Consider the following 16,076-nt stretch of genomic DNA (forward strand, 5'->3'; position numbering starts at 1 on the left):
GAAACAGACGAGAACCTGTGAAACCTGTCAGTGCGCCATAAGGAATACACGAGGGTGGAATGTCCATAATGCGCCAAGGGCTTTTTTCTCCCAGGAAACTGGTCAGGAAATTCACACCGGCAATGCGTCCGGACGCCAACCTCCCCAACGCGCAGCGCATCGGGCCAGCGCTGCAAACCCCGGTCAAGACCGGCGAAACGCTCGGCCGGATCGGATCCCTGGAAGTGCGGATGGCCCGCAACTTCAAGGAAGTGAAAAAGGCACAGCGCCTGCGCTATGACGTTTTCTACGAGGAAATGTCGGCCATTGCCGATGCGCATACGCTGGCAACCCGCCGTGATGCCGACCCCTTCGACGCCTATTGCGATCACCTGCTCGTGGTCGACCACGACTTGCAGAAGCGCAACAAGCTGGGTCGCCTGAAGCCTGAAATCGTCGGCACCTACCGGATCCTGCGCCAGGAAATCGCCGATCAGCATGCCGGTTTCTATACCGCCGCCGAATACGACATCCAGTCGCTGATCGACGCAAACCCGGGCAAGCGCTTCATGGAACTCGGCCGGTCCTGCGTTCTGAAGCCGTACCGCAACAAGAAGACCGTCGAGCTCCTGTGGCATGGCATCTGGTCCTATGTTCTGCGCCACAACATCGATGTCATGCTCGGTTGTGCATCGATCGAAGGCACCAATCCGGATGCCATCGCCGGCCAGCTCGCCTTCCTGCATCACAATGCCCGCGCCCCGGAAGAATGGCGCGTGCGCGCGGTGGAAGACAGATACGTCGAAATGAACCGCATGCCGGCCGAGGAACTCAATTCCAAGGAAGCGCTGCGGGCTCTGCCACCGCTTGTGAAGGGCTATCTGCGCCTCGGCGCGTTCATCGGCGACGGAGCGGTGATCGATCACCAGTTCGGCACGACGGATGTGCTGATCATCATGCCGGTGTCCGAACTGAACACGCGCTACGTCAATTATTACGGCGCCGACGCAAGCCGCTACTCCAGCTAGCTCCGGCGATTGCTGCCAAGCTTTCCTTCGTCCTCCCGGCCAGGCTTGACCCTTAGCCGGGATCGCGGAGGCACAAGCCTTTGCATTTTTCCTGCGTTTGAGCGGCACTCGCTTCCCGGTGCTGCGGGTTTGCTGCCTTTTGTGCGGGATGGTTATCGAGCTAGTGCGCGCCGCCTGTAGCTGAACATCCCGTCGTCTTGCCCGTGCAAAAGCCCGTAGCCTTAACGCCCCCTTAAATCGCCGCAATTTAAGCTCATCTCCGGGGAAACCGGCGTTTGCCGGATAACGCCAACCCTGGTTGGTACGGAGTTAGGGGACGAAGGATCAATGGCGCCTCGGGCGAAACGCCAGCCGCGTGTTGAACCGACATTCGGAAATTCAGGCAGCAGCCTGCTCGACCTGCGCTTGAGCCCGCAGGACCGTCCAGCTGCGCCTTCTTCCAAGTCGTCCGGCAAGGGCAAGACCCGCAAGGCTCCGGTCAAGAAAAAAACCGGATCCTCTCCGCGCAAGACGGCCAAGAACGGCAACGGCAATGGCCGAGGCAACGGAAGGGGCGGCGGCCGGTCCGGCGCCAAGCGGCGCAAGGCCAAACGCAAGAACAGGTTCCAGGCCCCGACCGCCTTCGGCCGCCTTCTCAAGCGCGGCTTCTACTGGAGCATGGTGCTCGGCATCTGGGGCACCATCGCCGTTGTCTGCTTGGTCGGCTATTACGCCGCCTTTCTGCCGCCGACCTCCGAATGGCAGGTTCCGGCGCGACCGCCCAACGTCAAGATTGTCGCCGCCAATGGCGAATTGCTGGCAAACCGCGGAGACACCGGCGGCGAGGCCGTGCGCCTGGAGCAATTGCCGCCCTATCTGCCCAATGCCGTCATCGCCATCGAGGACCGGCGCTTCCGCTCCCATTTCGGTGTCGACCCGGTCGGTCTTGCCCGCGCCGTCTACACCAACTTCACCTCCGGCCGCCTGCAGCAGGGCGGCTCGACGCTGACCCAGCAGCTTGCCAAGAACCTGTTCCTGGAGCAGGACCGGACGATCAAGCGCAAGATTCAGGAACTGGTGCTCGCCTTCTGGCTGGAGGCCGAATATTCCAAGGACGAGATCCTGGAAATGTACCTGAACCGGGTCTATCTCGGCTCCGGCGCCTATGGCGTGGATGCTGCTGCCCGCAGGTACTTTGGCAAATCGGCACGGCTTCTGACCATTCCGGAAGCTGCCACGATCGCAGGCCTGCTCAAGGCACCCTCGCGCTATTCGCCCGCCCGCAATCCGGACCTCGCAGAAGACCGCGCCCAGCTTGTGCTCGCTGCCATGAACGAGGAAGGCTACATCACAGGCGATGAAGCCAAGAATGCCCTGGCCGCGCCCGCCAAGGTGGTGCGCCGCTACACCACCGCCAGCGAGAACTATGCCGCCGACTGGGTGATGGACGTGCTGCCGCATTTCATCGGCTCGATCGAAACCGACATCGTGGTCGACACCACCATCGACCCAAAGATGCAGCGGGCTGCCGAACAGGCCCTGCGCAGCGCCCTGAAGGAAAACCGCGAGAAATACGGCGTCTCCCAGGGAGCTGTCGTGACGCTGGACACCGCGGGCGCCGTGAAGGCGCTGGTTGGCGGGGCCGATTATTCCAAGAGCCAGTTCAACCGCGCAGCCTATGCCAAGCGGCAGCCGGGTTCGTCCTTCAAGCCCTTCGTCTATCTGGCCGCGCTTGAAAACGGCCTTTCGCCCCAGACGATCCGCCAGGACCAGCCGGTCCGGTTCGGCAACTGGTCGCCCCAGAACTATTCCAAGGACTACTACGGCCCGGTGACGCTGACACGAGCGCTCAGCCTGTCGCTGAACACAGTGGCCGCGCAGCTGACTTATGAGGTTGGCGCGGGAACCGTTGCCGACACGGCCAAACGGCTGGGTGTCACCTCGGAAATGAAGAACAACCTGTCGATCGCGCTCGGCACCTCCGAAGTCACGCCGCTGGAAATCGCCGGTGCCTATGTGCCGTTCTCCAACGGTGGCTATGGCGTGCTCCCCCATGTGATCCGGCGGATCAAGACCGTGGACGGCAAGACGCTTTATTCCCGCTCCGGCGATGGACGCGGCCGCGTCATTGACCGCCGTCTGGTCGGCGAAATGAACATGATGATGTCGGAAACCCTGGTAACCGGCACGGGCCGCAAGGCACGGCTGGAAAGCGGGCGTCCCGCCGGGGGCAAGACCGGCACCAGCCAGGATTTCCGCGACGCCTGGTTCATCGGCTATACGGGCAATCTGACCACCGCTGTCTGGTTCGGCAATGACGACAACTCACCGACGCGCAAGGCGTCCGGCGGTGGGCTGCCCGCCACTGTCTGGAAGGAGGTGATGGATGCCTCCCACGAAGGCCTGCCGGTGGCAGACCTGCCCGGCGTGCCGGATGTACCGGCAACCGTCTCCGCCCCGCGCAAGCCCGGCCCGGTGGAAACCGTCGGCTCCGGCAGCGAACCGATACCGCCAGCCCCCATTGGCGGCGGCGGCGAAGGCAACGGCGAACGCCGCGGCCCGCTGAACCTGCTGCGCAATCTGTTTGGTGGCGGCTGATCCGGGCACTGCTGTTCACGGCTCACAAGGCCGCGTTTGAGGCTTCAACCGGTGGAACTGCGCGTTCCGACCGTGCGTGTGCAGCCCATCCTTCGAGACAGGCTTTCAGCCTTCCTCAGGATGAGGTTCACTATGTTGATCTTCCCTGGCCTTCAACACACATCTTCCTCATCCTGAGGAAGGCCAGAGGCCTGTCTCGAAGGATGGGCCACTTGCTCCATTTCTCAGAAATACCTGCGACACATATCCGTTAATTCCACCTCAGCACTGATGGCTGTAGGTGAACACCAGCGTGTCGGTGGTGTAGCGGCCGGTGGGACGGCACTGGTTGAAGACTTCACGGGTGCCGGTGACCGTAACCTGAAGCTGGTCGCCGCGCACCGGGCCTTCGACGAAATATTCCAGCGGTGAACCCGGACAGTATTTGGAAAACACCCGGGCGGTGCCGGAATACCAGTTGCCGTTCTTGGCGCCGTTGAAGAGCAACGTGCCGCGCTGGACGCCGGCGTTGCGCAGGACGGGTTTTGGAACTTCATAGGACAGCCATCGCTGATTGCCCTGCGCCTGCAGCCGCATGAGCGAGCCATTGTGGTTCCAGCAGCTGTCGGCCATGGCCTGACCGGAGAATGTCAGTCCCGGCAGGGCAAAGCCCAGCAAGGCCAGCGCGACGACTTTGATCGGATATCTCAAGCTTTTCATGTTGCATCTCCCAGCTTCCCCTGGGGAATCGAAGCAGATTCTCCCGTGTTTGCAACTGGTTTTGCCCGGCCGCCGCTTACCCTTTTGCCTCCAGAAGCCCCTGCAGGCCTTTGCGCACATAAGGCAGGTATGTTTCCCCTACCGGCGTTCCGGCGACGATGCGAAGTTCCAGGTGCGGCAGGGCAGGCAACGAGGTGACTGTGGGCAGGTCGGCGGCATGGAACCCGGCGAGGGCCGGAGCCACGGCGATGCCGGCACGGACAGCCGCCTCGATGACGACAAGGCCGGACACGGTGGCCTTGATCGTCCATTTCACGGCGCTCGTGTCCAGCGCGGCAATGGCGGCATCGCGCATGGCACATCTGTCGGCATAGACCGCAAGCGGCAGGGCATTTTGTGATGTTGAAAGCGACGCGCTGCCGAGCCAGACGAGCGGCACGCTGGCAACAAGGTCACCGGTCCGGGACCGCTGGGGCGACACCACGATGACAAGATCGTACCGGGAGCCGAGACTTGCCAGAAGCATCTGCGAGGAGTGGGTTTCAAGATCGAGAGAGCAGGGCTCCGGTCCGTCTTCCAGCGCTCTCAAGACAGGTACGAGGCCATAGGCGGCGATGTCGTCCGTTGCGCCAATGCGCAGGTACGGCAGCACCGAGGCCCCGCGCGCGGCGGATACCGCCTCGCGGTGCCGGCTGAGCAGGCTGCAGGCATGGCTGTAGAAGGTCTGTCCTGCCGGCGTCATCTCGACCGAACGGGTGGAGCGGTTGAACAATTGAACACCGAGTTCGGCTTCCAGGCCCTTTATCTGCTGGCTGACGGCAGACTGGGTGCGCCCGACATCCTCGCCGGCAGCACGGAAACTCTGCCGGTCACAGACGGCGACGAAGGTACGCAGGACATGTTCATCCATTGAGTAACTTTTCTTTTCAATAAGTCCAGAACAATTAATTTCACAATAGGACCAATGGTTGGCTATGTCCATTTGAGGAGACAAGCCATGACACACATCCAGACAAATGACGAAAAACGGGTCTGCTTCGATTTCGAGATCGATTTCTCGAACGGTGGCGGCATTCAGGGGCAGGGCTTCCGGCTCGATATCCCCGGAGAGACCATCTCGGACGACGAACTTGCAGACTACATTGTGCGCGACATGCGCCTCTTGATGGTCGGCGAGGTGCGTATCCTCAACAAGACGATCATTACCGAAGCGCACAAGCGCCAAGCGGCGGCGAAGGACCGGACGGAGACCCGGCCTTGAAGGGACAAGACATTTTGCTCGCGCTTGTTGTGGTGTCGGTCTGGGGGTTCAATTTCGTGGTGATCAAGATCGGTCTGCAGGAACTGCCGCCAATCCTGTTTGCCGCATTGCGCTTTGCCCTGGCAGCTTTTCCGGCCGTCCTTTTCCTGAAGCGGCCGCGCACGTCGATGAAGCTGGTCGTCCTGTTCGGCCTGTTCATGTTCGCGCTGCAGTTCGGACTTCTGTTTGCCGGCATGCACCTTGGAATACCGGCAGGACTGGCCTCGCTTGTGCTGCAGGTTCATGTGTTCATCACGATAGCACTGGCCGTTGCCTTTCTGGGTGAAACGGCCAGTCCGGCGCAGATTGCCGGAGCCACGCTGGCGACCGCGGGCCTTGGCCTGGTGGCATTCAACCTGACGGGCAGCACAACACTGACCGGGCTTGGTCTGGTCGTTCTGGCCGCCTGTTGCTGGGCCATCGCCAATCTCGTTACCAAGCGCATCGGCACCGTTGATCTGCTGTCGCTGGTTGCCTGGGGCAGCCTTGTGGCTCCGCTGCCGCTGTTGCTGCTATCGGCCTTCGTCGAGGGTCTCGACGTCTACCGGCAGGTCTATGAAACCGTTTCGTGGCGGGGGTTATTTGCTCTGTTCTACATCGTCTACCCGACGACCTTGCTGGGCTTTTCGGTGTGGAGCGGACTTCTGGCAAGATATCCGGCGGCGACCGTGGCGCCCTTCACCCTGCTGGTACCGATCGTAGGCATGCTCTCAGCTGCCCTTGTTCTGGGCGAACCTCTGGAGCCGTGGAAACTCGGCGCGGCAGCGCTGGTGGTATCGGGTCTTTGCGTCAATCTGTTCGGTTGGCAGTCTGCAGCGCGCCTGCGCCGGACGGGCGGCTAGGAAGGCAATTTCAGCCGTACCCGTGCAGGCGAACCCCGTTCTGCTTCAGCCAGACGCGAGCCTTCGGTGTTTGCGGGGCAAGCTGTTCGCACAGGCGCCAGAAGCGCGCCGAATGGTTCATTTCCTTCAGATGCGCCACCTCGTGGGCCGCGACATAATCGAGGATTTCCGTTGGTGCCAGAATGAGCCGCCAGGAAAAGGAAAGTCGTCCGTTGGAGGCGCAAGACCCCCAGCGGCTGGTGGTGTCGCGAATGCTGATGGCCGCGACCTTCTTGCCGATGGTTGCGGCGTGGAGTGTTGTGCGGGCCGAGAGGTCCGCCCGGGCCTGTTCCTTCAGCCAGGTGGTGACCTTGCGCGGGATGTGGTCTTCAGCCCCCGGCACGAACAGCGCCGGCAAACCGGCGTCGTTCCGGCCAAGGGTAATCAACCCGCGCAGCTTGCCGGTTGGCACGATGACGTGATCCTCACCGCGCAGGGGTACGATTTCCCCGGGCAGAAACGTGACGTGGTCCGCCCTGTCCTGCAGACGCTCTATCAGCCAGTCGATGTGCTGGCGCGCGAACCGCTCGGCACGGGCAAGATCGCCGCCCTTGGGGACGGTCAGCACCGGACCGGACCTGTCGGCCGGCAGACGCAGAAGATACCGCTGCGCGCGCGGATTGGCCTTGAGGCGGATGCGCACGGCACTGGCACCGGTCTGGATCTCGATATGGTCGGGCAGCGTTTTCTTGCCGGCGCGGAGAAACATCAAGGGCGAAGGTCCATCGAATCAGTTGTTCCGATTTTAGCGAATTTGCGAGCGATTTCGCGGCAATTCTAAAGGGGGCAAATTGAATGAGATTCCGGCTTTCTGAAGGCCGGCTGCAATTCTGGCTGTTCTGAAACGGACAAGAGCGGCGCCTTTTCAGGCGCCGCTCTTGGTCTGGCCGTCGGGGAACGGGTCCGGGAGGAGGAGACTTTACAGCGGTGCGGCTTCGTCGCCAGTGCTGCGGCCCCGATTGGCCATGAAGCGGTCGAATTCTTCCTGATCGCGCGCGCGGCGCAATTCACGGAGGAAATCATCGAACTCGGCGCGCATGGTGTCGAGCTTGGCACGCTCTTCTTCCAGTCGCTTCAGTTCGCGCTCGCGATAGTCGTCAAATGCGACGTTGCCCGTGCGGGCATAGGCAGTCGTATTCATCTGCTCGAAGGCTCCCTTCAGCGGGCTGCCCCGCCACTGATCTTTCGCATCGCGGAGCATGCCTTCAAAGCGGTCGCCCCACAAAATGTAGGCAAGCATGGCAAGGCCAAGCGGCCAGAATGCCACGAAACCCAGCACCATCAGGCCGATAGTTACCGGCGTCCAGGCAGGTTTGATCATGCAACTTTTGGCTGTTGTCATCGTCCTATCCATTTCAGACATCCACGACTTTCCAAGTGGGGACGATTGCAGGCTCCTTCAAGGATTCGTGACAGGGATCACAGAATTCCCGCAACGAAAAACCCGGTCTGCAAAGTTGCGGACCGGGCCTACTTCATTGATTTATATGTAAAATGCGAAACGGATCAGTCGAATGGTCCGTCGATCACATGTTGCGCCGAATAGTTCGCCAGGAGCTTCTCGCGGTGCCATTCAGCCGCCATCGGCGCGTTGGCGTATTCGTGGAAGCAGGGCGTGCCGAGCGTGAAGTGAAGAAGTTTCGCGTCGGGGTTGGGGCCGAATTCATCCGGCAGCCAGTTCCATTCCTTCGGCAGCTCGCCGATGAGCTCGTCGTCCAGCCAGGTGAACCGGTGCAGCTGCGCACCGGTGGCATTCATCACGAAGTCGGGCGTTACCACCTTGTTGGCCGGGTGACCGCAGTTCCACAACACCACGCTGGACCAGTTCTTGCGCGGGTAGTTCTCGTTCTTCGAGCCGAGATACTTGGTGGTCTGCCGGGTCTGATAGTCATGGTGGACACACATGACCGCCTTGCTCTCGTCGCGCATGGCGAACAGCTTGGCAATGTCGTCCCGCACGATCATGTCGCCGTCCATGAACAGCGCCCAGCCGTTGTAGTTCATCAGGCTCGGGATCAGGAAGCGGGTGTAGATGAAGTGATTGGACCCGTCGGTATGGGTCTCGTTGTAGGTCTTCAAATTGTGCAGCGACAGCGGCGTAATCGCCAGCACGTCGCTCGAAAGCCGGGTCAGGCTGTTGGCGCAAACATGATAGGCAATCGCTTCACGCGGATCGAAACCAATAAAAATATTGAGCACTACTGAAACCTCCGGCCTCGCTGTCTGACCGGCACTTGTATTGGGCCGAAAGGCCAGAATCAATAGCAGCAGGCAGGCTGCCGCCAGAAACCGGACTTTTTGGGACAAGTTAAAGGCACGCGGCCAAAGGCACCCATGGTGGGTGCCTTTACCGATGCTTGTTTCAGCTCACCGTTTCGGAAAGCTGGCGGGCCTGCTCGATCCAGTTGTCCCGGGCGATACGGCCACGGAAATCCAGCTTGGTGTCCAGGGCCTCGATCTGCTCTTCCGTCAGGCCGGCGATTTGCCAGAAGTGGAAGATACCGGCTTCGTTGAGAGCCGATTCCAGTTTCGGGCCGACACCGCTGATCGATTTCAGATCATCCGCGGCACCGTCCGGCTTGGTCAGCAGGATGCTCTCCAGCGAATTGCCGCTGCTCTTTGCAGCCGGTTTTGCCTTGGCAGGCGCTGCCTTCACGGCCGGTTCGGCAGCTGCTTTCGCAGCCGGTGCGGCAGCAGGCGCAGGAGCCGGTGCAGCGGCCTTGGCGACCGGAGCCTTGGCGGCAGGCTTGCGCAGGTCCGTACGGTTGGAGCGGATGAAATCCATGACCCGCGGCGCGATCTCGGACCGCCAGCGCGATCCGTTGAAAACGCCGTAGTGGCCGACATTCGGCTGCTCGTAATGCGCTTTCATGTCGTCGTCCAGACTGGTGCAGAGCTTATGCGCCGCCTTGGTCTGGCCCCGGCCGGTGATGTCGTCCTTCTCGCCTTCAACGGTCAGAAGGGCCGTACGGGTAATCTTGCCGCAATCGACCAGACGGCCATTGTGCATCATGGTGCCGTTCGGCAGCGCGTGCTCGATAAACACCGTTTCGACGGTCTGCAGATAGAATTCGGCCGTCAGGTCCATGACGGCGAGATATTCGTCATAGAAGTCGCGGTGTTTTTCGGCGTTGTCGCCGTCGCCTTCCACCAGATGCTGGAAGAAGTCCCGATGCGCGGTCACGTGACGGTCGAGGTTCATGCTCATGAACCCGGAAAGCTGCAGGAAGCCCGGATAAACGTCCCGCATGAAACCCGGATGCGGGAAGGGAACCTTCATGACGACGTTGTTCTTGAACCAGTCGATACCCTTGGAAACCGCCAGGTCGTTGACCGCCGTCGGCGCCACGCGGGTGTCGATCGGTCCCCCCATCAGCGTCATCGTGGAGGGTACATAGGGGTCTTCGCGGTCTTCCATGACAGCGACGGCTGCCAGCACCGGCACGGACGGCTGACACACGCCCAGAATGTGTGTGTCCGGCCCGAGGAAGTGCAGCATCGAGATGATATAATCGATATAATCATCAAGATCGAACTTGCCTTCCTGCACGGGAACCATGCGGGCATCGATCCAGTCGGTGATGTAGACATCCGCATTCGGCATCAGTGCTTCCACCGTACCGCGCAGCAGCGTGGCGTAGTGGCCGGACATCGGCGCGACGATCAGGATCTTCGGATCGTTGCGGTGCGTCGTGACCCCGCGTTCGAAGTGGATCAGGTCGCAGAACGGACGGCTCCAGACGCTGACTTCACGTACAGAAACGCGCACACCGCTTACGGTGGTTTCCTTGAGACCGAACTCCGGCTTGCCGTAGCGGCGCGTCGTGCGTTCAAGCACCTCGCAGCCGGCAGCGATCGAACGGCCATAGCTGGTATGAGTCAGCGGATTCAGCGGGTTCTGGAAGTAGAGCCGGGTCATGTCGGCCAAAGCTCTGAAGGGCGCCATCGCGGCGTGGTTCAGTTCGTAAAGGTGGTAAAACGGCAAAGACGTCTCTCCTTTGCTGAACCAATTGGTGCCGGCCCCATTGGCATTGTTCGTAAACATTTTTTTCGGCCCGTCTCTTCTTACACCATCTATTGCATTGCAACAGGATAGCTATGCCTGTTGCAGCCCGCAATACTTCTAATTGGTATGTGAATACGCGCCTAAGTGCTCAGGATCGCGGCGAAAGACATTTTCGCACCAAATCACTGTGCAATGCAAAAGACCCAATAGAACATTTAAATCAATTTGGTAGCATTATATTAACGGCGTTCCAGAACGGCTCAGGCGGCCAGATCTGCGACCACCGCATCGAGCACGAAAAAACCTTCACGGGTTGCGCGAATGCGGTTTTCCCCGATTTCTTCCACCATGCCATGCTCGATCAAGGCTGCCAGACGAAGCGGATCGATGGAGCGGCTCGCATAACGCTCGTAGCGTTTCAGGTCGATGCCCTCGGTCAACCGTAGTCCCATGAGCAGGAATTCGTCGCCTTGCTCCTCTTCGGAAAGACCGGCGTTTTCGATCAATGCATGACCGTGGCTTTCGACATTTTCCAGCCAGGTCTCCGGATGGCGCTCGGTGGCGGTTGCAAGCTTGCTGACACCCACCGTGATGCGCCCATGGGCACCGGGCCCGACGCCGACATAATCGCCGTAGCGCCAGTAAACCAGATTATGCCGGCATTCGGCGCCCGGACGGGCGTGGTTGGAGACTTCATATGCGGGCAGACCGGCAGCAGCGGTCACATCCTGCGTCAGTTCATAGAATTCGGCGCCGAGATCCTGATCCGGCATCTTCAGCTTGCCGGCGTGAAACAGCGTATGGAAGGGCGTGCCTTCCTCGATCGTGAGCTGGTAGAGCGACAGGTGATCGGCCGCGAGCGCGATGGCCTCGTTCAGTTCCTGTTCCCAACCGGCCAGTGTCTGGCCCGGCCGGGCATAGATAAGGTCGAACGACAGGCGCGGGAAGGTTGCCCGCGCGGTTTCGATAGCGGTGCGGGCCGTGCGCGCATCATGCAGGCGGCCAAGCAGTCTCAGATCCGTATCGATGAGTGACTGCACGCCCAGCGAGACCCGGTTGACCCCTGCTGCCCGGTAACCGCGAAAGCGCTCGGCCTCGACCGACGAAGGATTGGCCTCCAGCGAAATCTCAACATTTTCGTCCATCGACCAGCGATCGGAAACCGCCTTCAGGATACGGTCGACCGTCGCCGGTTCCATGAGCGAAGGCGTGCCGCCGCCCAGGAACACGGACTGAACCGTCCTGCCCTTCGTCAAATCGGCGAAATGAGAGAGTTCCCGTTCGAAAGCGGCCGCGAAACGGGCCTGGTCGACCGGCTGGTGACGGACATGGGAGTTAAAGTCGCAATAAGGGCATTTGGCCGCGCAGAACGGCCAATGAATATAAATCCCGAAGCCTCCTTCGGCTGCCCCCACACCTGTCACGTCTTTTTATCCTTCCAGGCAGCCGGCAGAAAAGAGCTGGAATGCCCGCGCCCTGTGTGAAAGGGCGGATCCGTCCTTTGACCAGCCGTGTTTTTCTTCCGAGGTCATTTCGCCGAAGGTCCGCTCATGGCCATCCGGCTGGAAAACCGGGTCGTAGCCGAAGCCCTGCGTACCGCGCGGCGGCCAGACGATCTGTCCCTCGACCTCGCCACGGAAGAACTCTTCGCTGCCGTCCGGCCAGGCCAGGCACAACACGGCAACAAAAGATCCCCGGCGCTTGTCGTCCGTCGTTGCGCCCAGGGTCTGAAGCTTTTCCTCGATCGTGCGCATGGCCATCGCGAAGTCCTTGTCCGGACCTGCCCAGCGCGCGGAATAGATGCCCGGATCGCCGTTCAGTGCCGCAACGCAGAAGCCGCTGTCATCAGCCAGGGCCGGCAAGCGGGAAGCCTTGGCCGCCGCATGGGCCTTGATGGCTGCGTTTTCCTCGAACGTGACACCTGTCTCGTCCGGTTCCGGCAGGTCCAGCTCTCCGGCGGAGATCACTTCGAAACCATAAGGCTGAAGCAGTTCGTTGATCTCGCGGATCTTGCCCTTGTTGTGGCTTGCGACAACCAGTTTGCCCGGTTCCAGCTTGCGATGGCTCATGGTTTGCGCCCTTAGAGAATGGCCATTTTCTGAAGATCGACCAGCTTGCCGATGCCCAGCTTGGCCAGGCCCATGAGCTTGCCGAATTCTTCTTCGGAGAACGGTGCACCCTCGGCCGTTCCCTGGATTTCGACGATGCCGCCGGACCCGGTCAGAACGAAGTTGGCGTCGGTCTCGGCGGTGCTGTCCTCGGCGTAGTCGAGATCGAGCACCGGAGCACCTTCGTAGATGCCGCAGGAAATGGCGGCAATGTGATCCTTCAGGACCTCGCCGGAGACCATGTCACGGGCCTTCATCCACTCGATGCAGTCGCGCAAGGCAACCCAGGCACCGGTGATGGACGCAGTACGGGTGCCGCCATCGGCCTGGATGACGTCGCAGTCCACAGTGATCTGGTTTTCGCCGAGGGCTTCCAGATTGACGACGGCGCGCAGCGACCGGCCGATGAGACGCTGGATTTCCTGCGTCCGGCCGGATTGCTTGCCGGCACTGGCTTCGCGGCGCATGCGGTCGCCCGTGGCGCGCGGCAGCATGCCGTATTCAGCCGTCACCCAGCCGCGGTTCTGTCCGCGCAACCAGGGCGGAACCCGCTCTTCCAGGCTGGCGGTGCACAAAACGTGGGTGTCGCCGAACTTGACGAGGCAGGACCCCTCGGCATGTTTGGAGACCCCGCGCTCCAGTGTGACCGCACGGAGTTCATCGGCTGCGCGTTTGGACGGACGCATGCATATCCCTTTCGACTTTCGTTCCGGAAAAACCGCCGTTTCTCCAGTGTATTCGTTGGGGCCTTGTAGACCCCAACTTCCTTCGCCGTAAAGGCCTTGCGTTGTGATACTTCACGCAAGCCCCCTTTTGCGCCTATATCTTTTTGATGAAAGCCCGGTCGACCCCGGTGAGTGGTCACATTCGGAGAACAAGCCTTGAGCCTCAGCGACCTCGACAAGAGATCCCGTGAAATCTTCCGTTCGATCGTGGAAACCTATCTGGAGACCGGCGAACCCGTCGGGTCCCGGAACGTTTCGCGCAAGCTCGGCATTTCGCTGTCCCCTGCCTCGATCCGCAACGTGATGTCTGATCTGGAGCATATGGGCCTGCTGCATTCGCCGCATACCAGCGCAGGCCGGCTGCCGACCGAAATCGGGCTTCGGTTCTTCGTTGATGCCCTTCTGGAAGTGGGCGACCTGACCCAGGACGAGCGCCGCGCGATCGATGCCCAGGTGCGGGCCTCGCAAAAGGCGAATTCGGCCGAGCAGGTGCTGACGGAAGCCAGTCAGATGCTGTCCGGCCTGTCCATGGGCGCCGGCGTTGTCTTGACCCACAAGTCGGACATGCGGCTGAAGCACATCGAATTTGTGCGCATCGAACCGCTGAAGGCCCTGGCGATCCTCGTCAGCGAAGACGGGTCCGTCGAGAACCGCGTTGTCGATCTGCCGGGTGACCTGCCGTCCTCGGCTCTGGTGGAGGCCAGCAACTACCTGAATGCCCAGATCAAGGGCAGGACCCTGTCGGAAATCCGCTCCGAACTGGAAAAGGTCCGCGATGCGGACCAGGCCGAACTGGATCTCTTGAGCCAGAAGGTCATTGATGCGGGTCTTGCGGTCTGGGGCGGGGAAAGCGCCACCGATCCGGGCACGCTGATCGTGCGGGGCCGGTCCAATCTCCTGACCGATCTGGACGCCGTCGAGGATCTGGAGCGCATTCGCCTGCTGTTCGACGATCTTGAAAGCAAGAAGGATCTTATCCAGTTGCTGGGTCTTGCCGAACAGGGCGACGGGGTGCGCATTTTCATCGGCTCGGAGAACAACCTGTTCTCGCTGTCCGGATCCTCCCTGGTGGTGTCGCCCTACAGGGACAGCAACCAGCGCATCGTCGGTGTTCTCGGCGTGATCGGACCGACCCGGCTGAATTATGCAAGGGTGATCCCGATGGTCGACTACACCGCCCGGCTGGTGAGCCGGATACTCGGATAAACCTGCCGGAGACCGGATTTCCCGAGCGGGCGCGGGCTTGACCTGCCGCCGCCACCACCCCCATGTGTACCCGAGACCAGCCAGACAGGACCTGACATGCTTTCGCCCGCCGAACTGGAACGCTACGCCCGCCACATCGTGCTGCAGGAGATCGGCGGCGCCGGCCAGCAGAAGCTGAAAAATGCTCGCGTGCTGGTGATCGGTGCCGGCGGCCTCGGCGCGCCGGTGCTGCAGTATCTGGCAGCCGCCGGTGTCGGCACGCTCGGCATTGCCGACGACGACACGGTGTCTCTTTCCAACCTGCAGCGGCAGGTGATCCACGATACCGACCAGCTGGGTGAGCCCAAGGTTGCCAGTGCGGCAGAAGCGATTGCGCGACTGAACCCCAATGTGAAGGTCGAGCCGTACCCCACCCGCCTTGCCGGCCACAATGCCATGCAGCTCGTTTCCCGTTACGACCTCGTGGTGGACGGGTCGGACAATTTCGACACCCGCTACCTGGTTTCCGATGCCTGTTTCTTTGCGCAAAAACCGCTGGTGACGGCCGCCGTTGGCCAGTTCGACGGCTCGTTGACCACCTTGAAGCCCTATGAGACAGGCCCGGACGGCAGCGCCAACCCGACCTATCGGTGCCTGTTCCCGCAAAAGCCGCGCGACGGCTTGCTGCCGACCTGTGCCCAGGCCGGCATCCTGGGGGCGTTGACGGGTATCATTGGCGCCATGCAGGCCATGGAAGTTCTGAAGGAACTGACCGGAACGGGCGAGGGGCTGGTTGGCCGGATGATCCTCTTCGACGCCAGAACCGTGCGCATGGAAACCATTCGCTACAAGCGTTCCGCGAAGAACCCCCTCAACGGCGACACTCCAAAAACCTGGGCGGAGCTGCTGGAGGAGGCGTGACACGAGATCGCCCTCCCGCAGGGAGTGAGAAACCTGCTGTTGGCCGCTTCCCTCAAGTCTGACCGGACAGTCTTCCGGGCAAACAAAAACCCGCCCCGGTTGCCCGGGACGGGTTCTGTAAAACTGTGGTCTGACTGACCTTAGTTCGGCTTCTGCTCGGTCGCCTGCTGGGCAGCGGCCTGCTGGGCCATGTTCTGGCGGTAGAGCTGAGCGAAATCGATCGGGTCGAGCATCAGCGGCGGGAAGCCGCCGTTGCGGGTCGCTTCGGAAAGGATGTTGCGGGCGAACGGGAAGATCATGCGCGGGCACTCGATCATCACGAACGGATGCATGTGCTCTTTCGGCACGCCGGTGATCTTGAACAGGCCTGCGTAGACCAGCTCGACGTTGAACATCACCATGTCCGGGCGTTCTGCCTTGGCGGTCAGGGTCAGGACGACTTCAAACTGGTCGTCACCGATCTGCTGGGCACCGACGTTGACGTTGATATCGAGCTTCGGCTGGTCGCCCTGTGCCAGGGAGCGCGGCGCATTCGGGTTTTCGAAAGACAGGTCCTTGATGTACTGGCCAAGGATGTGCATGCCCGGCGCTGCTGCGCTTTCCGCCTGCGGCTGAGCGCCGCCGTCATTGGTGTCGGTCATCATCTCATTCCGTTGCGCGGTGCTGA

Annotated in this window: 16 protein-coding genes; 6 read left to right on the forward strand and 10 right to left on the reverse strand. The window is 61.2% G+C overall.

Annotation, left to right across the window (positions count from 1 at the left end; translation table 11 throughout):
- Nucleotides 1-68: 68 nt before the first annotated feature.
- Both HEP89_RS07850 and HEP89_RS07855 read left to right on the forward strand, forming a co-directional pair.
- Complete coding sequence (locus HEP89_RS07850) at nt 69-1,007, forward strand: GNAT family N-acetyltransferase (RefSeq protein WP_031269943.1); 939 nt, start codon at nt 69-71, stop codon at nt 1,005-1,007.
- A gap of 327 nt (nt 1,008-1,334) precedes the next feature.
- On the forward strand, nt 1,335-3,584 hold the full coding sequence (locus HEP89_RS07855) for a PBP1A family penicillin-binding protein (RefSeq protein WP_077291340.1): 2,250 nt from the start codon (nt 1,335-1,337) through the stop codon (nt 3,582-3,584).
- A 261-nt stretch (nt 3,585-3,845) separates the two neighbouring features.
- Here HEP89_RS07855 and HEP89_RS07860 read toward each other — a convergent pair whose 3' ends face one another.
- Both HEP89_RS07860 and HEP89_RS07865 read right to left on the reverse strand, forming a co-directional pair.
- Nucleotides 3,846-4,283 carry a hypothetical protein gene (locus HEP89_RS07860; RefSeq protein ID WP_062485914.1) on the reverse strand — a complete coding sequence of 146 codons (438 nt, stop codon included), beginning with the start codon at nt 4,281-4,283 and terminating at the stop codon, nt 3,846-3,848.
- Nucleotides 4,284-4,359: 76 nt separating this feature from the next.
- Entirely contained in the window at nt 4,360-5,193 is an 834-nt protein-coding gene (locus HEP89_RS07865; protein WP_168691741.1) for a LysR family transcriptional regulator, read from the reverse strand.
- Nucleotides 5,194-5,280: 87 nt separating this feature from the next.
- Here HEP89_RS07865 and HEP89_RS07870 point away from each other — a divergent pair, with 87 nt between their 5' ends.
- A complete protein-coding gene (locus tag HEP89_RS07870) occupies nt 5,281-5,544 on the forward strand; it encodes a cyclase (RefSeq protein WP_077291343.1) in 264 nt (87 codons plus the stop codon).
- Nucleotides 5,541-6,425, forward strand: coding sequence for an EamA family transporter (locus HEP89_RS07875; protein ID WP_168691742.1), 885 nt, complete (start codon nt 5,541-5,543; stop codon nt 6,423-6,425). The genes HEP89_RS07870 and HEP89_RS07875 overlap by 4 nt, the downstream gene beginning before the upstream one ends.
- Nucleotides 6,426-6,435: 10 nt before the next feature.
- Here the strand turns inward: HEP89_RS07875 and HEP89_RS07880 are convergent, their stop codons facing one another.
- The 7 genes from HEP89_RS07880 to rph all read right to left on the reverse strand — a co-directional run bounded on the left by HEP89_RS07880 (nt 6,436) and on the right by rph (nt 13,264).
- Nucleotides 6,436-7,173, reverse strand: coding sequence for a SprT family zinc-dependent metalloprotease (locus tag HEP89_RS07880; RefSeq protein ID WP_055660313.1), 738 nt, complete (start codon nt 7,171-7,173; stop codon nt 6,436-6,438).
- Between the two features lie 210 nt (nt 7,174-7,383).
- Nucleotides 7,384-7,806, reverse strand: coding sequence for a DUF2852 domain-containing protein (locus HEP89_RS07885; protein WP_167579534.1), 423 nt, complete (start codon nt 7,804-7,806; stop codon nt 7,384-7,386).
- 164 nt (nt 7,807-7,970) lie between these two features.
- A complete protein-coding gene (locus tag HEP89_RS07890) occupies nt 7,971-8,663 on the reverse strand; it encodes a glycosyltransferase (protein ID WP_055660566.1) in 693 nt (230 codons plus the stop codon).
- 163 nt (nt 8,664-8,826) lie between these two features.
- Entirely contained in the window at nt 8,827-10,449 is a 1,623-nt protein-coding gene (phaZ, locus tag HEP89_RS07895; protein WP_077293257.1) for a polyhydroxyalkanoate depolymerase, read from the reverse strand.
- Nucleotides 10,450-10,730: 281 nt separating this feature from the next.
- Nucleotides 10,731-11,885, reverse strand: coding sequence for a radical SAM family heme chaperone HemW (gene hemW, locus HEP89_RS07900; protein ID WP_168691852.1), 1,155 nt, complete (start codon nt 11,883-11,885; stop codon nt 10,731-10,733).
- A gap of 15 nt (nt 11,886-11,900) precedes the next feature.
- On the reverse strand, nt 11,901-12,539 hold the full coding sequence (gene rdgB / locus HEP89_RS07905) for an RdgB/HAM1 family non-canonical purine NTP pyrophosphatase (protein ID WP_023002405.1): 639 nt from the start codon (nt 12,537-12,539) through the stop codon (nt 11,901-11,903).
- A gap of 11 nt (nt 12,540-12,550) precedes the next feature.
- Nucleotides 12,551-13,264 carry a ribonuclease PH gene (gene rph / locus HEP89_RS07910; RefSeq protein ID WP_023002406.1) on the reverse strand — a complete coding sequence of 238 codons (714 nt, stop codon included), beginning with the start codon at nt 13,262-13,264 and terminating at the stop codon, nt 12,551-12,553.
- Between the two features lie 171 nt (nt 13,265-13,435).
- Here rph and hrcA point away from each other — a divergent pair, with 171 nt between their 5' ends.
- Nucleotides 13,436-14,509 carry a heat-inducible transcriptional repressor HrcA gene (gene hrcA, locus HEP89_RS07915; protein WP_031269953.1) on the forward strand — a complete coding sequence of 358 codons (1,074 nt, stop codon included), beginning with the start codon at nt 13,436-13,438 and terminating at the stop codon, nt 14,507-14,509.
- Nucleotides 14,510-14,605: 96 nt separating this feature from the next.
- Complete coding sequence (locus HEP89_RS07920) at nt 14,606-15,409, forward strand: molybdopterin-synthase adenylyltransferase MoeB (RefSeq protein ID WP_168691743.1); 804 nt, start codon at nt 14,606-14,608, stop codon at nt 15,407-15,409.
- A gap of 140 nt (nt 15,410-15,549) precedes the next feature.
- On the opposite strand, the gene secB is transcribed toward HEP89_RS07920, so the two are convergent.
- Nucleotides 15,550-16,050, reverse strand: coding sequence for a protein-export chaperone SecB (secB, locus tag HEP89_RS07925; protein WP_031269955.1), 501 nt, complete (start codon nt 16,048-16,050; stop codon nt 15,550-15,552).
- Between the last annotated feature and the right edge of the window lie 26 nt (nt 16,051-16,076).

This window comes from Labrenzia sp. 5N, from assembly GCF_012395805.1.
Lineage (GTDB): Bacteria > Pseudomonadota > Alphaproteobacteria > Rhizobiales > Stappiaceae > Roseibium > Roseibium algicola.